This is a genomic window from Spirobacillus cienkowskii (assembly GCF_037081835.1).
In the GTDB taxonomy this organism is placed as follows: domain Bacteria; phylum Bdellovibrionota_B; class Oligoflexia; order Silvanigrellales; family Silvanigrellaceae; genus Silvanigrella; species Silvanigrella cienkowskii.
Window position 1 is genome coordinate 2,075,726 of the sequence record NZ_CP146516.1, and the last position, 20,186, is coordinate 2,095,911.

General features: G+C 31.3%; 17 protein-coding genes, 1 tRNA gene and 1 pseudogene. 6 read left to right on the forward strand and 13 right to left on the reverse strand.

Features of this window, described 5'->3' with window-relative positions; genetic code table 11:
- Positions 1–251 precede the first annotated feature (251 nt).
- From Spiro2_RS09230 to Spiro2_RS09240, 3 genes are all read right to left on the reverse strand, one after another.
- Positions 252–1,190 carry a hypothetical protein gene (locus Spiro2_RS09230; protein ID WP_338635483.1) on the reverse strand — a complete coding sequence of 313 codons (939 nt, stop codon included), beginning with the start codon at positions 1,188–1,190 and terminating at the stop codon, positions 252–254.
- A gap of 806 nt (positions 1,191–1,996) precedes the next feature.
- Positions 1,997–2,695, reverse strand: a complete 699-nt coding sequence (locus tag Spiro2_RS09235; protein ID WP_338637753.1) for an IS630 family transposase — start codon at positions 2,693–2,695, stop codon at positions 1,997–1,999.
- The gene (locus Spiro2_RS09240) at positions 2,629–3,039 is read right to left on the reverse strand and encodes a hypothetical protein (protein WP_338634792.1); all 411 of its coding nucleotides are present in this window, start codon (positions 3,037–3,039) and stop codon (positions 2,629–2,631) included. Before Spiro2_RS09240 ends, Spiro2_RS09235 begins: the two co-directional genes overlap by 67 nt.
- 35 nt (positions 3,040–3,074) lie before the next feature.
- On the opposite strand from Spiro2_RS09240, the gene Spiro2_RS09245 reads away from it, so the two are divergent.
- Positions 3,075–3,206 carry a hypothetical protein gene (locus Spiro2_RS09245; protein ID WP_338635484.1) on the forward strand — a complete coding sequence of 44 codons (132 nt, stop codon included), beginning with the start codon at positions 3,075–3,077 and terminating at the stop codon, positions 3,204–3,206.
- A 2-nt stretch (positions 3,207–3,208) separates the two neighbouring features.
- Here the strand turns inward: Spiro2_RS09245 and Spiro2_RS09250 are convergent, their stop codons facing one another.
- The 4 genes from Spiro2_RS09250 to Spiro2_RS09265 form a co-directional block, all read right to left on the reverse strand.
- A complete protein-coding gene (locus Spiro2_RS09250) occupies positions 3,209–3,745 on the reverse strand; it encodes a hypothetical protein (protein WP_338635485.1) in 537 nt (178 codons plus the stop codon).
- Between the two features lie 126 nt (positions 3,746–3,871).
- Positions 3,872–6,571: a hypothetical protein gene (locus tag Spiro2_RS09255; RefSeq protein ID WP_338635486.1), complete on the reverse strand. Its 2,700-nt coding sequence runs from the start codon at positions 6,569–6,571 to the stop codon at positions 3,872–3,874.
- A gap of 588 nt (positions 6,572–7,159) precedes the next feature.
- Complete coding sequence (locus Spiro2_RS09260) at positions 7,160–7,843, reverse strand: tetratricopeptide repeat protein (protein WP_338635487.1); 684 nt, start codon at positions 7,841–7,843, stop codon at positions 7,160–7,162.
- Positions 7,840–8,961, reverse strand: coding sequence for a hypothetical protein (locus Spiro2_RS09265; RefSeq protein WP_338635488.1), 1,122 nt, complete (start codon positions 8,959–8,961; stop codon positions 7,840–7,842). Before Spiro2_RS09265 ends, Spiro2_RS09260 begins: the two co-directional genes overlap by 4 nt.
- A gap of 110 nt (positions 8,962–9,071) precedes the next feature.
- Here Spiro2_RS09265 and Spiro2_RS09270 point away from each other — a divergent pair, with 110 nt between their 5' ends.
- The 5 genes from Spiro2_RS09270 to Spiro2_RS09290 all read left to right on the forward strand — a co-directional run bounded on the left by Spiro2_RS09270 (position 9,072) and on the right by Spiro2_RS09290 (position 15,424).
- A complete protein-coding gene (locus tag Spiro2_RS09270) occupies positions 9,072–9,641 on the forward strand; it encodes a gamma carbonic anhydrase family protein (RefSeq protein ID WP_338635490.1) in 570 nt (189 codons plus the stop codon).
- A gap of 25 nt (positions 9,642–9,666) precedes the next feature.
- On the forward strand, positions 9,667–10,833 hold the full coding sequence (locus Spiro2_RS09275; protein WP_338635492.1) for a YfbR-like 5'-deoxynucleotidase: 1,167 nt from the start codon (positions 9,667–9,669) through the stop codon (positions 10,831–10,833).
- A gap of 59 nt (positions 10,834–10,892) precedes the next feature.
- Positions 10,893–10,967 (forward strand) — tRNA-Cys (locus tag Spiro2_RS09280).
- 260 nt (positions 10,968–11,227) lie between these two features.
- On the forward strand, positions 11,228–13,222 hold the full coding sequence (locus Spiro2_RS09285) for a hypothetical protein (protein ID WP_338635493.1): 1,995 nt from the start codon (positions 11,228–11,230) through the stop codon (positions 13,220–13,222).
- Positions 13,223–13,600: 378 nt separating this feature from the next.
- Positions 13,601–15,424: a hypothetical protein gene (locus Spiro2_RS09290; RefSeq protein WP_338635494.1), complete on the forward strand. Its 1,824-nt coding sequence runs from the start codon at positions 13,601–13,603 to the stop codon at positions 15,422–15,424.
- 112 nt (positions 15,425–15,536) lie between these two features.
- Here Spiro2_RS09290 and Spiro2_RS09295 read toward each other — a convergent pair whose 3' ends face one another.
- The 6 genes and pseudogenes from Spiro2_RS09295 to Spiro2_RS09315 form a co-directional block, all read right to left on the reverse strand.
- Complete coding sequence (locus Spiro2_RS09295; protein ID WP_338635496.1) at positions 15,537–17,330, reverse strand: DUF2326 domain-containing protein; 1,794 nt, start codon at positions 17,328–17,330, stop codon at positions 15,537–15,539.
- A complete protein-coding gene (locus Spiro2_RS09300) occupies positions 17,330–17,569 on the reverse strand; it encodes an ABC-three component system middle component 8 (protein WP_338635498.1) in 240 nt (79 codons plus the stop codon). The genes Spiro2_RS09295 and Spiro2_RS09300 overlap by 1 nt, the downstream gene beginning before the upstream one ends.
- Positions 17,563–17,655: an ABC-three component system protein gene (locus tag Spiro2_RS12760; protein WP_422397994.1), complete on the reverse strand. Its 93-nt coding sequence runs from the start codon at positions 17,653–17,655 to the stop codon at positions 17,563–17,565. The genes Spiro2_RS09300 and Spiro2_RS12760 overlap by 7 nt, the downstream gene beginning before the upstream one ends.
- A 116-nt stretch (positions 17,656–17,771) precedes the next feature.
- Entirely contained in the window at positions 17,772–18,380 is a 609-nt protein-coding gene (locus tag Spiro2_RS09305) for a PDDEXK nuclease domain-containing protein (RefSeq protein ID WP_422398035.1), read from the reverse strand.
- Between the two features lie 45 nt (positions 18,381–18,425).
- Positions 18,426–18,817 (reverse strand): annotated as a pseudogene (locus Spiro2_RS12765) (DUF1016 N-terminal domain-containing protein); the annotation flags it as partial.
- Between the two features lie 386 nt (positions 18,818–19,203).
- Positions 19,204–20,184, reverse strand: coding sequence for a sucrase ferredoxin (locus Spiro2_RS09315; RefSeq protein ID WP_338635500.1), 981 nt, complete (start codon positions 20,182–20,184; stop codon positions 19,204–19,206).
- Positions 20,185–20,186: the final 2 nt, after the last annotated feature.

The window sequence follows — 20,186 nt, forward strand, 5'->3', positions numbered from 1 at the left end:
GTTATTAAACAATAATAATATTGTTACTTTTTCAAAATAAATCATCTTATTGAATAAAAGTTAATTTTTACAAATATTTAAAAAAACATACACAAAAACAATTAATTAATAGAAAATTAAATATTAAATTTATATTTAAAAATTAGATTGTATTTTTGCAGTAAAACCCCCAGTTACGTATTCTAGGGGCTCAAGTTTGTTTACTTATTTAGGATGGACGAGAGACAATCATGAGTTGTTTTTAAAACTCATTAAATAGGATCACTTCCTGAAGCTGGTTCAGCTGGCGGCAATACAGGTTCTGCTGGCGGCAATACAGGTTCTGCTGGCGGCAATACGGGTTCTGCTGGTGGCAATACAGGTTCTGCTGGTGGCAATACGGGTTCTGCTGGTGGCAATACGGGTTCTGCTGGTGGCAATACGGGTTCTGCTGGCGGCAATACAGGTTCTACTGGCGGCAATACAGGTTCTGCTGGCGGCAATACAGGTTCTACTGGCGGCAATACAGGTTCTGCTGGCGGCAATACAGGTTCTGCTGGCGGCAATACAGGTTCTACTGGCGGCAATACAGGTTCTACTGGCGGCAATACAGGTTCTGCTGGCGGCAATACGGGTTCTACTGGAGGTGCTGGTTTCTCTTCTGCTGGAGTTTCGCCTCCACTATTTGAACTGCCACTTTGCATAACTTTTAACTTTTCTTGTAACACGTTAAGCTCTACTTGCTTTAGTTCTTCTGCAGTTTTAGAATCAATTTCTTCTCGTTCTTTATTTATTTTTTTTATGTGTTTTATTTTCACTTGATCGGGTGACAATGCTTCTATTTCTGCAAGTTCTTTTTTAAGTTCATCGCTTTCACTTTGTTTTAGATCATCTTTTATGTCTTTTATATATTCATTTTTTATATCTGTTGCTAAACTTTGATTTACGTATGCAAGTTCAACGTCAATTTTTTTTATTATTTCTGCTTTAAACTCCTCAGCCGTTTTAGCAGTTAGGGCTGCGATTTCTTCAGTAAGTCCTGCTACAGTTTTAATTTTTTCTTCTTTTTGCAATGCATTTTTCTTAATTTGCTCTCTTGCTAGTATAATATTATTATCAGTGCCCCCACTTTTACCACCACAAGATGTCACAGCAAGTGCTGCCAAGCTTAAACTCAGAACAGTTAGTTTTACAGAATTCTTTAACTTCATTTAAATCTCCTAATTTAGAAATTAAAAACAAAAAAACAATACACAACCAACTGTGTATAAATTTTGCTTTTTAAAAATACTGTTAAAGGAACAAAAGACGTATGGATTTACATAAGTTTATCCATAACTATAAATACAAAATTACAAAGCTTTTAAAACTGTGATATAAAAATTTTGTAAATCACAATTTTTATTACTATAATTACAAAAAAATTTTTGTCAAAAAATTAAATTGAAGTTTATAAATTATTTCTTTAAATTTTATTAAGTTAACAATTAATTTATAAAACAAAAAATACTAATTTAAATTTTAAAAATTATATAAATACTTATTATTTTATTAAATTATTATAAAAATATAATTATACCATTTCCACTTAGATTTTTCGTAAAATAGATTACCATTAAAGATAATTAAATTTGCATAAAAATAGTACGCTTGATTTTTATAAAAAATATACAAATAGAATAATATTTTTATAATAGATTCAAAAAATATTTTTGATTGTGGAAGTATTCAATTAAATGATTTTATTAAAACCAAAGCTTATCAATTTAAAATTTTAAAAATTTCATCAGAACTAGGATATTTCGCAATAGAAGTAGATGCTATTGATGAGAAAGCAAAAAATTTTTATTTGAAATATGGATTTGAAAGTCTTTTAGATAACAACAAGCATATGTATATTACATTGAAAAAATTAAGAAAATTAATATAAAATACTAACTAATACGCCTTCCACTAAGTTTCTACCACCTTAATTTTTTTTAAAAGCGAATTATATTATACGCCGTCCACTAAGTTTTTAACATAAGCTTGCCTTAGGTTTTGAATTCATAATTGACTTGACAATTTTTTGTGTTAATTGATTCCAACCACTAGAGCATTTTTGAACGAGATCTTCATAATCTTTATAAATTTTAAATGATAAGTGATTCCTTTTAAAATAACTCCATAACCTTTCAATTGGATTTAACTCTGGAGAAAATGAAGGTAAAAAAATAAATGATATATTTTGGGGTAAAATTAATTTTTTGCTTTTATGTGCACTAGCTCCATCTAGTATCATAATAATATGCTCATTCTTAGGTACGGTCTTGGAGTACTCATTGATAAAAATTTGCATGTTTTCAACATTTAAATTTGGTAATATCATTCCAAAATATTTGCCCGTATCTTTGTTAGCAGTAGCATAAATCCATGAGTTTAAATAACCCATTTGAGTTTTAAATTCTGGTCTGATTGGGAAAGGACTCCAAATACCAGATTTTATTGTCATTTGTCCAAATCGTGATTCATCTTGAAAATCTATGTTTATTTTTTTTCCTGGATTTTTTACTTTAATTTCATTAATTTTATTTGGTAAATCTTTAATCCATTCGGCCATTTTTTCTGGGTCATTTTTTATATGCTTTGTTCTTGGAACAACTCTTCTTATTAATGTTCTTTGAAGGAACTTGTATAACCCACTTTTACTAAATTTTTTTTTAATTTCGTTTTGGATTCTATAATACTATTTATTATTTGGGCATGAACAACTTTTTCCTCATTAAATTCAGAATTTAATTGAATGATTTCAGTTTTTAAAATTTCAACTTCTTCTTTATTTACAAAGGATGGACGACCAGAACGTGGTTTATCAAGTAAAAAATAAATACCATTATTCTTATAGTTTGAAACCCAATAATTTGCCCGTCCTCTTGAAAGGCATAATAAAGTTTCAATCTTTTTTTCAGAAAATCCTACGGAATATAAAAAAATTATAAATAATCGACGTAAAAGATTAAAACTTAATTTATTTTGAGGTATTCTCTTTAAATCATCCATAAGTTGTTGTACATTATTCATTGTGCTGCAGTGTCCTTTTATAAAAGAAAGTACGAATGTTAACTGCAGCATATCCTGTTTTCAATATTCATCAATTTCCGTATAAATATTTATTTTTGGTTATCTATGTTGCCAACAAACTTAGTGGACGGCGTATTACTGGCGCTGCGGGTAAATTTACTGGTTGAACTTATTTGTTTTGTAATTTTTGTAAATGATCCCGTAAGGCCTTAAGTTCTAATTGTTTTACTGTTGTTGCAGATTCCAACATAACAGCTTTTTTGCGTTGGTCTAACAAATTTATAAAGAATTGTTTAAACTGCTCTAACGAACTTTTAACTACTTGTTTTTCTCCATCATCATTTTTAGGTTCAAAAGAAAAGTAACTGTTTAATTTTTTAAACTCATTATAAGCCTCTTCTTCTGTTAAAAGTGAGTTAATGAATACACAAAAATCATCATACTTCTTCACAATATAATTTTTAGCCGCCTCATCCGACATCGCTTCTATTTTTTCAATTTTTTTTGAAAGTTTAGCTGGATCTAAATATTCCTCAATATTAGAATATACATTTTTTTTCGCTACTTCAACATTATAATCAGTTCTGCCACTTTTACTACCACTAACTCCATTAGATGATCCACTACCACCACCGCAAGAGGTCACCGCAAGAGCCAATAAACCTAAACTAAGAGCGGAAATTTTTAAATAATTTTTCAACTTCATATAAAATATCCTAAATTAGTATGTAAAATTTAAATTTTTTTTTAGAATTAAGGTAAAAAACTTCTTGTTTTTTACCTTAAAAAATAGCCCTGGCAGCTAGCTATAGCCAAGGCTTAAGAAGGGGGATTATTTGGTGTAAGAAACAGGGATAGTAATAACAGAATCTGCGTGTGGTTGGTCTACTGCAGAAGAAGAAATAGCTGAAATTTTAATTACATGAGAAGCAATTTTTGCTGCATCAAGTTTGCTTGCCGCATCAGATTTTAACTTCACTTCGTAAGAACCTGAAGTAGTATCTATTTCAAAGAAATTACTTGTAGAAGGATCTAAAACTACATTCACATTAGCTACAGCAACTGCAGCATTACTTAGGCTACCGTCAGACATTAAGTAACGAATGTCTAATTTTTGTGATTTGTTTGCATCTGATAATTTAATACCATAGCCATATTTTGCCAACTCAGAACCATTTACAACAACATATCTACTAGTTTGATATACCGCTTCAGCCGTAAACGTAAAGGTTTTGTTAACACTGCTATCATGCTTAGATTGAACTGTTACAGTAACAGCATCACCTTTTTGAGCTTTTTCTGTAGCACAAACATAAAGATCAGAAGTTTGATTTGGTTGAACTACGTTAAATTTCTCAGAATTGCTTAAAGATAGTTGTATATCATTAGCTACAATAGTAAGTGGTAGGTTTTTGTTTGTACCTAAATCATAGTTAACAGCTGCAAGCTTAGCGCACTTTGTTGCAACGTCATTAATACTACCAACAGCAACTTTTAGGCTATTTGCTGGAAGAGCAGTACTATTAACGTTAAACGTTGCTGCTTGAATAACAGGTTTTGCACCAACATAAAATTTCAATGATAATTTTTCATCACCTAATTGAATGCTCAATGGTTTTGGATCAAAAGTAGCGTTAGTTGATGAGCTAAATCTTAGATAATTTGGAAGCGCAGGATCTGCAGCTGCAGAATAAACAGAAGGAATAACTTGCTGAAAGTTACTAGTCGTTTTAGGCGCATCATAAGTTAAATTGACTTTTGTATCATCAGTTTTGTACGCTAAAATACTTGCAAAGTATGTTTCACCTTGGTTAAGCACGCTGTATTGTGGAATTTGCGCACCACTAGCAGATATAAGATCAAACGCTGTAAATTTAGCCGCAGTGACTTCAACGTAAAAAGTAGATTCAACTGAATTAACAGAAATCTTATAAGCAACTTTACCGTTAGTCTTCACTTTTGGTGCAGTAAATTCAATTGAAGAGTAATTAACTTTTGAATCTGCTGGTAACACCTTAGCTACAAGCTTATTATCAAAATTGTCGTATACAAATACTTCATCTTCTACAGATAAAGGTTGCGCTTTATTTGCACCATTAACTGTTTTAGAAACACTAATTGTTGCTTTACTTCCTGCTGGAACACTCACAACTCCACCACTGACATAAGCTTCTTGTGAGCTTTTAGCAAATGTTAGTGCTTTTTGAACAGCAGAAATTGCATTATAATTACTTACGTCATTGTTAAGTGCATTTATGTCAGTAGTAAGAGTAGCTTCGATTTCACTTGCAGTAGTATTTGGTGCACTAGCCTTAACATAAGGAATATTTCCATCTCTAGTATATCCAGTTACTGTAATTACTGAAGCTAATGAATCAAAATCGCGTGTAATTTTATTATAAGCAATTTTAATATCTTGTAATTTTTCTGATATAATAGTGACTTTTTGAAGTTCTGCTATTGCTGCGTCTAAAGCAGTTTTCTCAGTTGCATCAGACTTTCCATTTTTAGCATCAAATGCTTTTTGCGCAGCATCTTTGTCTGTTACAAGTGTAGCTTTTAATGTTGCAACATTTCCTATTAAAGCATTTAAAATTGTTGGAGTTCTTGAAATTTCATTTAAATCAGATGCAGTGATTAGTGTAGCAGGAGTCGAAGCTTTATCTTTTAAATCATCAGTATCTAATTGAGTTTTAATTGCAACATAAGCGTATTTAATACTACTAACTTGCACTTTAAAATCTTGAAGTTTTAAAAATTTATTATAGTTAGGTTGAAAAGCAGCTGTAATATAATTATTAACTAATTTAAGTTTCTGCTCAAATTGTTCATCTTCACTTAAACGATCATAACCGAAAGGTAATAAAGAACCAGTTGTACCATCAGCATGTACTGCATTAGATTCCGCAATTCTTAATTCTTTCTTTGCATTGTTAAAATTGCTTTCAAGACTTGAAGAACTGTTTGGATCAAAGCCTTTTGATGCTACATGAACAGCCTTAACAGAAGCTTTAACAGCTTCTTTAGGCACAACTTCTAAAGCAGCTTCTTTACGTACGCTAGTATTGTTTTTTAACACAAATTCTACTACGCCTTTATCGCCAACTACAGGAACAGCTACACCGCCTTTACTTTCTTTAACTGCGCAAACTTGGCCTTTTTCAAACGTAAATTTATTGCTATTTTCACCAACAAATTTAACTACAAGCTCTTCTGAGGTTGGGTCAACAACAGATTTTTTGTTGTCTTCTAGTTCGATTTCTATTGTAGGATTTGCACAGCCAAATTGTGGGATAGAAAGCTTTTCGTTAACATGAAGTGTTTTAACTTTACTTGCATCAAAAGCTTTAAGAGCTTCTGGTTTACCAGTTTCCTCTTTTCCACCTTTACCCGCAACATCAGGATCTGTCGTTTTACCTGTAGTAACCTTTTCATCTTTTTTATCGTTACTGCTACCGCCGCAAGAAGTGACAGCAAGTGCAACCAAGCTTAAGCTCAGTGCAGAAAGTTTTACAGAATTCTTCAACTTCATTTGAATCTCCTAAATTAAGAAGTGAAATTTAAAAACAAATAACAAGATACACACACAAAATTGTGTATGAATTTTAATTTTTTAAAGTACTGTTAATGGAACAAAGGCGTATGGAATTACATAGGCGTCTCCACAACGTTAATGTAGAATTTCAAAATTTTAAAAAACTGCGAAATTTACATTTAGCAAATTGCAATTTTTCATTACTATAATATTAAAAAAATTTTTGTCAAAAAAATACTATAAATTTTACAAATGAAATTATGAAATTTCAATAAGTTAACAATATACTTATAAAAAAATTAAAAAAAACCAAGTTGGTAAGCTATATTAAAAAAAATTACATTAATATTATTTGGTTAAAAAAATTGCTTTTTAAAAATATCAAATTATATTGTTTTATAAAATTTTGTAATTGGGTGTCTATTTTAAAAATTACAATAATTAATTTAATATGTTAAAAATTATTTATTGTAATTTTTTTAAATAACAGAATTTACAAAAAAAATTTTTATTTTTACAATTGTTTATTAAACTATAAAAATACTTTTTGTGTTTTTTTAACAAAAAATTTTTAGGAGTAATTTGTTAAACAAACAGAAAAAGATAGTTTGCCAATTTGTCTTCTTGAGTTGCTCCCGGAGAGTTTTGTATTCCATTTGTTAACGCAGACAACGCACTGACAATAAAATTACCGCTCCCATTGCTTAAAGAATTTGCGTAATTTAATGAGTTGAGAATTTGTGTTAGCTGTGCCGGTGCCACAACCCCTCCTCCTTGCAAAATGTTGACTGCATCAATAATTTGTAAAAACAAATAAACAGACGCAAACATGTAATGCTGAAATTGCATATCTGAAGTTTTATTGAGAACAGGTATTAAATCCATTGTGCTATTTGCTAAAGCATTTTGTGTCAGCACTGTTGCTGTAGGAGTTGGCAATAATAATTTTGCAAAACCGATGGGGTTGGTGTTAGGGTCGGCATTGAGTGAAAATACTTTTACCACTAAAATTTGATATAAAATAATATTTCCTTGTGCCGCGTAACAGGCCGCAAGCAACGAAACAGCAATATAATTTGTTGGGTTTGCGGCAATTTCTTGTTGTAACTTTGTTTGCGCATCACTGTAGCGACCCTGCTCCATGTCGGCCTTAGCCAGATTTTGCAATGATACAATACTGCTTGAAAAAATATTTTGTTGTGTGCACGCAAGCATTCCAAAAGGTACCAAAAGTAACACTACAAAAAAGGCCAAAAGGTTGCGAGTCATAGTTCATACCCCAACGTTAAAAAATAAATGGTACGCGGAGAAAGCCCAGGCGACGCTCCCAAATCTGTGGTGTAAGTTCCTGCTTCGATACGTGCCACAAACAAGTTGAGCACCATGCCATACGAGGGCCAGCCTTGTAGCAATCCGTAGCCAAAGGCTATCCATTTGGTGATAATCAGCTTGCACCCCATATACATTTTTTTAGACAGCGGCTCATTGTAAACATTGGTGAGGTCGCGGTAATCGGCGGCACAATGCAAGGCGTTGCTATTATCATGCAGGGTAAGACCTATGCCTGCATGGTAGGTTTGTAGCCATGGAGGATTGCTTCCCGAAAACGTGGTGTTGCCAAAATCGGTAACCACTCCTGCAACGCGCACATCAAAATGCTTGCTTCTGACTTGTAAGGTTGCGCCAAAATCGGTGGCAATGCCGCTGCCTTGCGTTAAACTATTTTTTAATTTGTTTAACCCTTGATTTAAATTAGACAAATCGCCCACCGAAAGGGTGGTGTCAATTTGCGTATTGTAAATATATTTAGGCGATATCCCAATTGATAAATAATCGCTCAGCGTGGTGCCCGCACTCAATACAACCCCTGCATACGAGTTGCTTTTAACACTCAGTTCGGGCAACCCAATTGAGCCAAACTTTTCGCCATACATCGAAAAATTAAAAGACGACAAACCCCCAATTCCAACATAAGAAGTGAGCAAACCAAGTGCCGTGGCATTATTAAGATATGCAGGTTTATCAAAAATATTTTGCAAAATATTGCTTGCAATGTTGTTGGCAGAAGAACTCTCCAACACACTTTTGACAATATTTAAACTGCCTTCGCTCACTGCAAACGTGTTTTTGCCATAAAACGATCGCCAAATGCCATCGCCAATGGGAATTAAGCTTGGGTTGGCAAAAATCACTCCTTCTTGGGTTGCTCGTGTCAGGCTTGCCCCACCGCTCGCGAGATCAAACCCATTTTGATAGAGAGGTGCCGATTTTTTTAGGCTCGAGGTATTTTGTGCAATGCTTTGTTGAGACATGGTGACACCAAGCACTCCAAATACAATTTGCAGCAAACCATAAAGCACAAAATAATTGTTATATTTTAAACTCATACACATTGCATCGCTTGTTTTAACCAGCTCTTCCCAATACAAATTCGTAAAATGCGTGTAAACGTAAATCGGAATATAAGCAGTTAAAATGATGAAAGGAGTTTTTGACTATGACCCCTCCCCACAATGTAAAGCCAAACAACCGCAGCCCGTTGGCATCAATTGTTGGCTATTGCGGCATAGTGCCAAAGCTTGCGCCTTCGGTGTTTTTAGCCGATGGCGCACGAGTGATTGGCAGTGTGTCAATGCAAGAAAACTGTAGTGTGTGGTTTAACGCGGTCGTCCGCGGCGATGTCAACAGCATTGTGATTGGCGCCAACACCAATATTCAAGACAACGCCATTGTGCACTGTACCTACAGCAAATTTTCAACAACCATTGGACAAAATGTGAGCATTGGGCATTTGGCAATTGTGCATGGCTGCATCGTTGAAGATGGCTGCCTGATTGGAATGGGCGCCACCGTCATGGACGGGGCGGTTGTTGGCAAAGAAAGTATTATTGGAGCCGGCAGCATTGTCACTCAAGGGGTAAAAATTCCTCCCCGTAGTTTGGCAATAGGCGCACCTGCAAAAGTAATTCGACAAGTCACCGACAAAGAATACGAAAGCATATTAGCAACCACTTACCGTTATATCGAATATGCCAATGGGTATAACTTTAACCTTGGTGGTGCGTGATCCTAAAACACAAAGGCCATGTTTTATGCACAATTTACTTCCAAGCAAGCTCGGCAAATTAAAAATTGTGTGTGCGTTGCCTTTATTTTCTAATTCTATTTGTATTAAAAAACAGTCGGCAGCAGAACATGGCTTTACGCAAATTGTATTAAACATGATTTTAGCCCCACATTTGCAATTTTCGGTGGCAGAACAATGCGACTTTTTAGAATTGGCAATTTTTTGTGAGCTTCCTAAAGCGTATTTAGGCGATTCCAATATGTGGGTGCAACAGCAACATGCCAATTTAAAAAGCAGTTACGAGAGCACCAAAAGCAAATATTGGCTCGAAACCGAAAAGTCTTTTGGGCTCGAAACCTCTCGCTGTGCCAATTTGTACGGCTTACTTGCTATTGTCGAATCGTTTGCCTCGATGTTGTTTATTGAAAAAGAATGTTTGCTTGGCAATCAATACTTTGCACAAGAGCGCTACAAAACCCAGTATGATACATACCGCAGGTTGGTGCTTGCCCACGACAACATGGCCAAAACGCATCCATGTAGCAATCACAACCCCCCTCTGCACACCGTTGCTGTCAATTGGGAACATGCAGTGTATTTGCTGGATAGCATTTACTCCGAAGCCTTTCGCGCCTTGCGCGAAGAAGGCATTGCAGGATTTACCTGCACCTTTTTAGGAGTGGTCGAAAAGCTTAAAGAACATCCGTTATTTAAGGGTTGGAGTTCGCATTTTCCAGAAAGCGTGGGCGAGCATACGTTTCAGGTTGTGTTTTTGTGTCGGTTGCTTGCAAGCAAACTCAGTTTACCCGTAAAGCTTCGGGTGCAGTTGTATCATGTGGCGGTGTTGCATGGACTTGCAGAAGTGTATGCCCGCGAGGTGGTTTACCCAGTGCATTTTAAGGAGCGCGAGGTCACCAAGTTGCATCATTCTATTGAGCAAAAGCTTATTACACGCATTTGCGAGCGGTTTCGCTTAACGTTAACAAACGATCCGCGTTTGCTTGCAATTGTGGATATTTGTGATCACTTTGTCACACAATTGTACTGCGACCGCGAAGTGCGCAGTGGTAACGTTCAATTTAAGATTTTGCAAAATACTCTCAATATCAAACACGAGCTGTATGTAAAAGATTTTCCAGAAGTGTTTCATGCTCTTGATGATTTGTGGCTTGAGTACGCCAGCAACTTTTAATTTTTTAGATTGCCGCTTGCAAAGCATTCTCGAAAGCGTTATAGCTGTTTTCCTCCTAGGGTGCTGTGGCGGAGCGGCTACGCAAACGATTGCAAATCGTTTATACATCGGTTCAAATCCGATCGGCACCTCCATTTTGTTTGCTTGCAGTTAATTTCCTGTCTAAAAAATCTAAAAATTGCTTAAACTCAGCTTTATGAAACAAAACCTCTTCATTTATTAAAATTAAAACTTTTGAAAATAAACAAAAAATCGGCATTTTTTTAATAATATTCAATTATATTAAAATTAGAGTAAGCAAAAAAATCATGATATTTTTGGGTGATTTGTAATAGAAAATAAACATTAATTTTGTATTACAAATTAAATTCTAAGGAAGGAAAACGCAAAAATAATGCCTTATTATTATAAAACACAAATTAATAAAATTAAACAATTAAAAACTATAAATATCAATAAAAATAATGAAGAAAAATATCAAAATTTTGCTTTTGTAGCATTATTTTTTAAATTTGTAAAAGAAGAGTACTTTTTTTCTAGTGATTTTGAAAATTTTAATAGCTATTTAAATAAAAATGATGAACTATTTAACACTTATCTTTTAAATATTTGTGCCCTACAAAAAGAAATTCTTAGTAATTTATTACAAAATACAAGTAGTTATCTTAAAGAGTACAAAGAACTCATTAAACAAACAGTAACAAGCCCTAATACTTTTGTTGAAAATGCTTATTTATATTCTCACAAAGATTTTTCTTTTGTACGATACCTCATATCTGATGTAGAAAATTTTAAAAGAAACTCAGGCTTTATAGAAGACAAACAAGAAAGCACTTATTGTCATTTTTATTTTATTCAAGAAGTGACTGGAAAAAGAAACTCCTATGGAATATTTGCTTTTAAAAAATATGATAACAGATTTTTTGTTTTGTATGATCCGCATTCTGGAATTAAAGAATACTCGTTTCAAGAAATTGCAATTTTTGAAGATGACTTTAAAAATATTATTAAAACAAACAACAATAGTTACTGCTCATTTAAAATTAAATTTATTGCAAATAAAAAAGTTTTTTTTAATACTAAAGAAAATTTTTTAAAACATTTAATTTATGTAAGCACAAAAAAATATTTAAACTCTATTAAAGACAATATAGTAAAATATAATTTAGGCATTGGAATTAATAATAAAGAGTATCATTTTGTTATTAATTATATTAAACTTTACACTAAAAAAACCGTAACAAACGATATAGAAATTTTAAATTTATTTTTTGAAAATTTTTACATCTTTTTAGAAAACTTGGTAAAAGAAAATTATACTATTCAAAAAACAAGTTTTTGGTTATTTTTTATGCTTGAATATTTTTATTTAAACGAAAATTATATATATTTTAAAGACTCATCAAAATTGTGTAATTCAAATATTGATTCTAACATTAAAGAAAATGTGCATAATCTTATTTATGATAAAATCAAAACTTCAAAACACAATGAAAAACAAAATATTCAATTGCTATTTAAATTTTTAGTTGAACATATTTATTCTGAACAATTTAACTACTTACCTAAAAATAATTTTTTTCCCAGCATTAAACTTCATAATTACTTCCCAATTATCTCAAAACAGGAAGCAAATAAAATAGGAAACGCTTGGCTAAAAACTTTTGAATGCAATAGCCATTCTACTTGTATCGATTGGAACAGGCAGCGAGTTGTCTTTAATGGCAAACTGATTTCTAAACGCTGCGATCACAAGGCAGACAAATACAATGCATCCCAACAATCTCCAAGACACAGCCCAACTCTTGCAGTTTGTCGAGAACCAAGCGCTCCTCTTGAAACCGAACTCAAAGCCCATCTCTTTACTGTAAGCGAATGCACTGAGCCTGATTTTGCAAATTTTTGTATGTTTTATTGCAATCAACACAGTATTTTTAGTATAGGACATGTGTTATTTAACTTTCTTTTACACGTACAGCTCCCTTTGAGTTTTAGCAACCGCACTGCATTTATTAACAAAGTTGCTAAAAACTGTTTTGAGTTTAATATTATTACATATTTTTCTCGCCTCGAAGCGTATCCCGACCGCCCTGCCACAATTTTTAAAAACCCGTTTGAGTTTGCGTACGGATTTTTACTTGTTATTGAAAATGGTCAGTTTAAAGTCTCTAATTTTTATATTGGTATGCTAAATCTAAAATACCTAGATAACCCTGAACATAAAATAATTACAGATTTTTTTAGAAAAATTTTAATCAATCAGATTACTATCGATTTTTCAGAAAAAAACAGTCAAAATCAGTATATAAATACAAAAAAGACATTTTTAAATTATCTCCAGTCACACATTAAACTACAAACAAAAAATTATTTGGCAATTAATGTATAAGTTATTATCTAATTTTAATTAATTATAAAATTAATAATCAATATTTTCACTAAAAAACAAATCTTGTAAATAAAATTTTAAGTAATTATTTTTATTAATTTATTTTGTTATTTTTAAATGCTATAAACATAAAAAATAAGATTCTCGCTTATACTATTTTTTAACAATAATTTCATTTAGTTAAAAATTTTAATAATAATTTTGAAGTGAATAAGTATTTTTAATATCTAAAGTATACTTATTTTATTTTATTAAAATTTTGACAAATTGTTTTTTATTGATCTATAGTCGTGGCACTGCAAATATCAATTTAACAACTATTTGCATGTGATTTTGCTTGGTTTAATTTGTCTATTTTACTAAAATTAGGAGAAATTCATGACACTTAAAGCTCCCCTTAAAATTTCTGCGGTAGGTTTAAGCCTGCTTGCAATCGCTGTCTCTTCTTGTAATAAAGGAGCTACAAACACCTCCAGCGACACAAACAACAACACACCTGCTCCGCTCGATCCGAAAGACGATCCTGCTTCCAACAAAAACAAAAAATTGGTTATTAAAATTGCGCAACCTAAAATTCCATCCGGAACTTGTGCAAAGTATGAACTGTTTTTAAAAGACGAAGCTGGCACAGAAGTTAATCTAACTAACAACAAATCGGTTTCTGTTAGCATAGACCCAACATCTGCAAAGAATTTTTCTTTACAAGAAGATCAAAATCTTATTTGTGCTTTCGATAAAGTTGAAAACATATATTACCCTGCTTTAGAAGGCGGCAAAGCAATAGTTGTCGCAACAAATTCAACAAGCACATCAACTATCGATGTTGAAGCAGCTGCTCCAATCAAATTAACCGGAATCAAGATCGAAGGTGATATAAGCGGAGCTGTGGGTACAGAAACCCAAGAGTTTGAAATTAAAACACAACAAATGCTTAACGGTGCTTTTGAAGCCTTAACATCCTCAGAAGGCTTTGAGCTTGTTGACGCTAATGGTAATATAATAGAATTAAAATCCAAAAGTGCTTCTAAGTTCTATTTTGAAATTCCAAAAAACACTCTAGTTGGCAAAAATGCCTATACTTTGCGTTCTACAATTTTCCCAAGCATAAACATCAATACACCAGTTATTGTTGACGTCACTAAAGCAGTGCTAAAGTCTATCGCTCTTAAAAATTTAAATGGCGAAACAATTTCCAATGTACTGACTGCTGAAAATGCTTTAGAATTAAATCTTGAAGGTATTTTTTCTGACGGCAGCACAAAAGATCTTACTGCAAAAAATAGCGAATATACTATAACTAGAGCTGAAACAGCAAGTACCGTAGATTTTAGAGTCAATCCAATAATTTTATCACCACCAACTACCGCTATTGGTCAATTTTTACCACAAGTTGCTGGTTTTGAAATTTCCAAAAATTCTGCAAAGATTGATGGCGACTTTAATTTTAAATTCTATGCAAACAATAAACCACAATTAGTAAGTGCAGAATTTGAAAGAATGGTAGACGGCAGTGCAGTAAAAAATGCAACGACAGTTCCAGTTGGTGGCTCATTAGAAGAAGTAGAAAATAACCTCGAGAAACGTTGCGCAAAACTTACAGGGGCGCAATTTACACTTGGCAATGCAGCTTCAAGCACACCAATTGAATTAAATCGTTTCAACCAATTGTTAACAGTCTCTGTTCCTCAAAACAGCAATTTTACAGTAATCTCGAAAATACCTAACCTAGCTTTCCCCACAGCTGTAAACTATTATGTATGCGCGACAGAAAAAGCAAAATTAGATGATAAAGTGATTGTCACTATTGCTTCAACAAAAGATGCAAGCGTAAAGCTTGAGAAAGAATTTTCTGCAGGCGCAGCTTACCAAACTAATAAATTTGCATTGGTTAGCGATTTAGGCGCTAAAGTTGCAGATTCCAAAATTGTGCTTTCAGCTGCTACGCAAAGTCGTAAGTTAATATTTGCATACTTAAATTCTGATAATTCTGTAAGTGATAAAGAAATTAAAGAAGTCACACTTACCTTAAATCCTGCAAGGTCTAAATTTTTCACATTAGATTCAAGAAATTCTGAAGTTAAAATTTTAGATGCTGATGCATTAAAAGCTCTTGCAGCTGGCGCTATGAATTCGCAAAAAATTACTGCAACAAGCGCTGATACTTCATTTAGTTTCGACATTCCTGTTACATTCAGCAAGTAATAATATAACCTGTTAATTGCTATAAAAACCAAGGCTTAATGCCTTGGTTTTTTATTTTATCTTCTTTATCTAGACGAAATTTATCTAAAATTTATTGAGAGAAGGAGATCAATTAGAAAATTTCACATTTAAATAATCTTCCCGATGCTCCTTCGTCAGATAGTTGCAAAATAATCTCTTGTTTTTGAAAATAAATTTTTTCATCAAATTCATTACGAGGCAAATCTGATTCAATTATAGTAAAAATATATTGAACATTTTTATTTACGCAATAATCTTTAATCAATGACCAAAGCTTAATTTTTTTTCTATTATCTAATCCCTCAAAAATTCCATCATGGTAAATAAAATTATAGAATTTGGTATTTTTGTAATTGTTAATAACTGCCAAATCAAAGGCTGCACATAACATTTTTTTATATGAAGTCCCTTCTCCCTCTGCAGTTGGGCTAGTTGCTTTATTTCCACTTGTCACATGTGTTTCAAACTCAAGATTAGAATTATTATTCTTTCTAACAAAAAGAAGAGCATTTACACCAAGAACTTCTTTTATTATTCTAGAAAATTCGGAACGAATATTTGATAAAATAAAATTCTCTTTTTTATACTCATAATCAATTTTTTGTATTATCTCAGACAGATTTTCTTTCAGTCTTACAATAGCAGCACTAATTTCAGAAAGCTCATCCAATTCTTTAAGTTGATTTTTTAATATCAACACGTCTGCTTGATCTTCAACCAGTTTTTTGTTCATTTTTTTATATTTAATTAAAGAATCTTTTTCTCTTAGTATTTGTAAAGCTTCAGATCTTTTTGCATCAAGAAGTTCTAATTCTTTTTGGTTTATTTCTAAAATATTTTTAATTTCATTTTGTCTTAGCTTTAGTCGCGATGACCGATCTTTTGTTATTTTTTTATTAAAATCGAGGAGTTCTTCATAGTCTTTTTTTATTTTCCCTTCAAAATAAAAATTAATATCTTTAAAAATTTTTTCAATATCAGAAATATTAAAGTTAATTTTATTTTTTAAAGACTCTTCAATATTATTTTTTTCATAAGATAAATTATATATTTCATTATTTAAATAACTTATCTTTGACTCAATATCATCAACCAATTCCTCATTGATATTTAGATCATGAGTTACAAAGCTAAAATTATCAATTTTTTTACTTAAAGATTCTATTTCTAAATTTTTTAATTCTATTCTTGCCTTAATTTCATCATATTGCGCTTCTGGTAAAAAAACTTTATTTCTTTTATTTTCTAACTCATCTATTTTTTTTTGAATTTCATTGTCTAACTGATATTTTTTTTGAATAATAGCAGAATCTATTCCTAATAATTTTGCAATATAAGGTTTCCAATAGGAATGCTGACCTGAATTAAATTTTTCAATCTGAAAGACATCAAGGTAGTCTTTTTGTTTTCTTAAAAAATAGGTTAATCCTTTTCTAAAATCAAAAGGTTTAATTTCTTCGAAAGCCAAATAAGAGTTTAATATTTCTTTTGATTTTTCAAATGAAATATTATAATGATTCCAAAATTTTTCATTTTCACACGTAAAATGACAATGAAAATCAGTATGATTTTTTAATGAAATTTTAGTATTATTACTTACAGATCTCCTAATTGTTACATAACTTCCTGGTCGAATTTCAAGTTCCAAATAAAAAATTATATCTTTTAATACATTAGGAATTTTTTTTGTAAAATGATGGTCATTTATTTTTTTTAATAGGCAGAAATCAATTACATCAATTAAAAGTGTTTTTCCTAAATTATGCGAATCTTTATTAGCTTCTTTAGGTTTTTTTATAGAAGCAAATACAACATTTAAGCCAGGATTAAATACAATTGGTTGAAAATATCTATCCATGCTTGTATATAATTTACTTAACTTCACTATTTTATCCTTATTTCAAAACAATCTGTTTCTTCATGATACTCCAAGGCATCAATTGCATATAAAAAAGTCAATGCATTCAAAAAATTTTCTTTTGCACCTTCCCCAATTTCAGTGGATATTTTTAATAATAGTTCTTCGTATTTTAAAAGCTTATGTTTTATAATAAGCCTTAAAATAGATGAGGCAACATTAATTACAGAATATTCTAAGTTTAATGATTTAGAAGGTCTTAACATTTTTTACCTATATCACAATTACAATACATAAAATGTAAAAATATTCTTGTTAATCTCTTATGTTTTTTAAGAGAGATATCTTTCACTTCGTCTTTATTACAACTTGTTTTTGCCTTAATAGAACCAGAGTAAACTATTTTAAATTTAGATATAAAATTTTGATTTTTATTAACAAATTTATAGAAAATTCAATTATAATATTTTATATCGCTAAATTTTCATCTTCTTTTTTTAGTAAAATTAAACTTTTTTCTCGGATGATTTCTTGTTTTAATTCTTCCTCTGTTGGAAGTTGTAATTTATATTTAGAGGCAAATATTTTTTTATTACTGTCACTAAGCGTGTATTTGACAACTGCATCATTTTTGTCAGAACATAGAACAATTCCGATAGGAGGATTATCGTTTTTTAAAGTAAGTTCTTTTTCATAAAAATTAACATACATTTGCATCTGACCAAGATCTTGATGCATAAGTTTACCAATTTTCAGATCAATTAAAACAAAACATTTCAATATATAATGATAAAAAACAAGATCAACATAAAAATGATCACCATCTATTGTAAGTCTTTTTTGTCTAGCAACAAAAGAAAAACCTCTTCCTAATTCAAGTAGGAAATTTTGTAATTGTTGAATCAAAGCATTTTCTAAATCTTTTTCAAGATAACGTTCATTTTCTTTTAGCCCTAAAAATTCAAGTACAAAAGGATCTTTTACAATATCTGATGCCTTAAAAGGCTCCGCTCCTTGTTGTGCCATTTCCGTAATTCCTGCTTTATCTCGACTCAAAGCGAGTCTTTCATATAGCATTGAATTTAATTGTCGCTCTAATTCTCTAGTAGACCAACGTGATTTTAAACATTCAACCTCGTAAAAACTTCTTTTTTCTTTTTCTTCTACTCTTAACAATAACCTATAATGCGTCCAGCTCAATTCTAGACGCACTGCGTCTAGAATTGGATAAGTAAGGTAAAACTTACGTATTTTCCATAAGTTACTTACATCAAAACCTTTTTCCCCCTTTTCAGAAAGTTCTTTTGAAAGGCTTTCGATGAGAGACTTCCCATACTCAGCTCTTTTTTTCCTTTTTGTTCTTCTTCAATAATTGTTTTTCCGATGTGCCAGTATGATTGCAACATAAGAGTATTAACTGAAGTTATTATTTTCTTTTTGGATTCAAAAATAATGCCAAAAACTTTATCAAAAAAATGTTTATTTTTTGATTTATCTAAATTACTTTTAGACATGATTTACCCTACTTAAATATAGCTATTTATTTAAAATTGCGGTTGCAAGAGAATTGTTTCGATCCAGACAAAATTAAAACAACTTTTTGTAGATAACGTATTTGAAAACAATCTGATTCAGAAACGCAAGCATAACTTATTAACATGTGATCATTTCCTACTTTAAGAAAACTCGGTTTCGAGAGTTATTCTTACATAGTTTTTCTTAACAGGTTTTTTGTGAAAATAACTATTAAAATTAACTATATTTCAAATCACCAGATAAAAATTCGTTTTTATGGCGATACTAAAAATTACAATACTATCTTAAAATAGTACTTGTCAAACCGTTATTTTTACCTAGTAGCAAGTCGATATCCATTTAGAAATGTTATTATAATCAATTTTCAACACACAGAATCTTCAATCTGCTGCACACAATACTGAGAGATGTCTTTCACTTCGTCTTTATTACAACTTGTTTTTGCCTTAATAGAACCAGAGTAAACTATTTTAAATTTAGATATAAAATTTTGATTTTTATTAAAAAATTTATAAGAAAATTCAATTATAATATCTTTTTCATTTTCTAAAGAAACAATATTATATTTTTTATCACAAGATTTTAACCACTCCCATGAATATTTTTGAAATAAAAAATTTTCTACAAGCTGAGCATATTTATTTTTTATGCCGCTCATACCACGGTAGCAATTTGTAACCTTAAAGCTATTGTTATCACGATCAAGAAAACTCTCAATTTTTTTTGCTTCAAACAAACCATACCATCGCATACTTGGCGCTTCAAAAAAAGTGGGCGCAAATCGATGTCCTCCTAAATGTGAAGACTGCCACACTCTAAAATTATTTTTATCATTACGATTATTAATTAAAGTTTGAAATTCTTGAAACAGTGCGAAACCATACTTACCACAGCACAGATCTCTTTCGCCATGCACACAAACAAACAACTCTTTTGTATTTTTAAAATCTTGTATTTGCCATTGCAAAACATGTTTATTTTCCCCAGTGATAAAAGCAATTAATAATAACATTGCTTCTTCTAATTTTTGATTAGGAAACAAAAACTCGTATTTTTGATAATCAGAAAATTCATCACCATTTTTTTGAAACAAAAAAACCCTTGTAAAATTATCAATTAAAAATAGATTATGAGAAAAGTAATTAATTCCAAATTCTAATTTTTTTTTAATTAACAAATTATTGAAGAGCAAAAATGGTTTGGGAAAGTTTGCAGTTTGCGCAGGAACAGAGTGCCAAGGCAAAGAAAATTCTATTGCAATATGAATAGCAGGAGTGGGTGCAGAGCATATCATATTTTCTTTTGTCAAACGGGTAAAGTTTGAGCATTCGAATTCACTGTTCATAA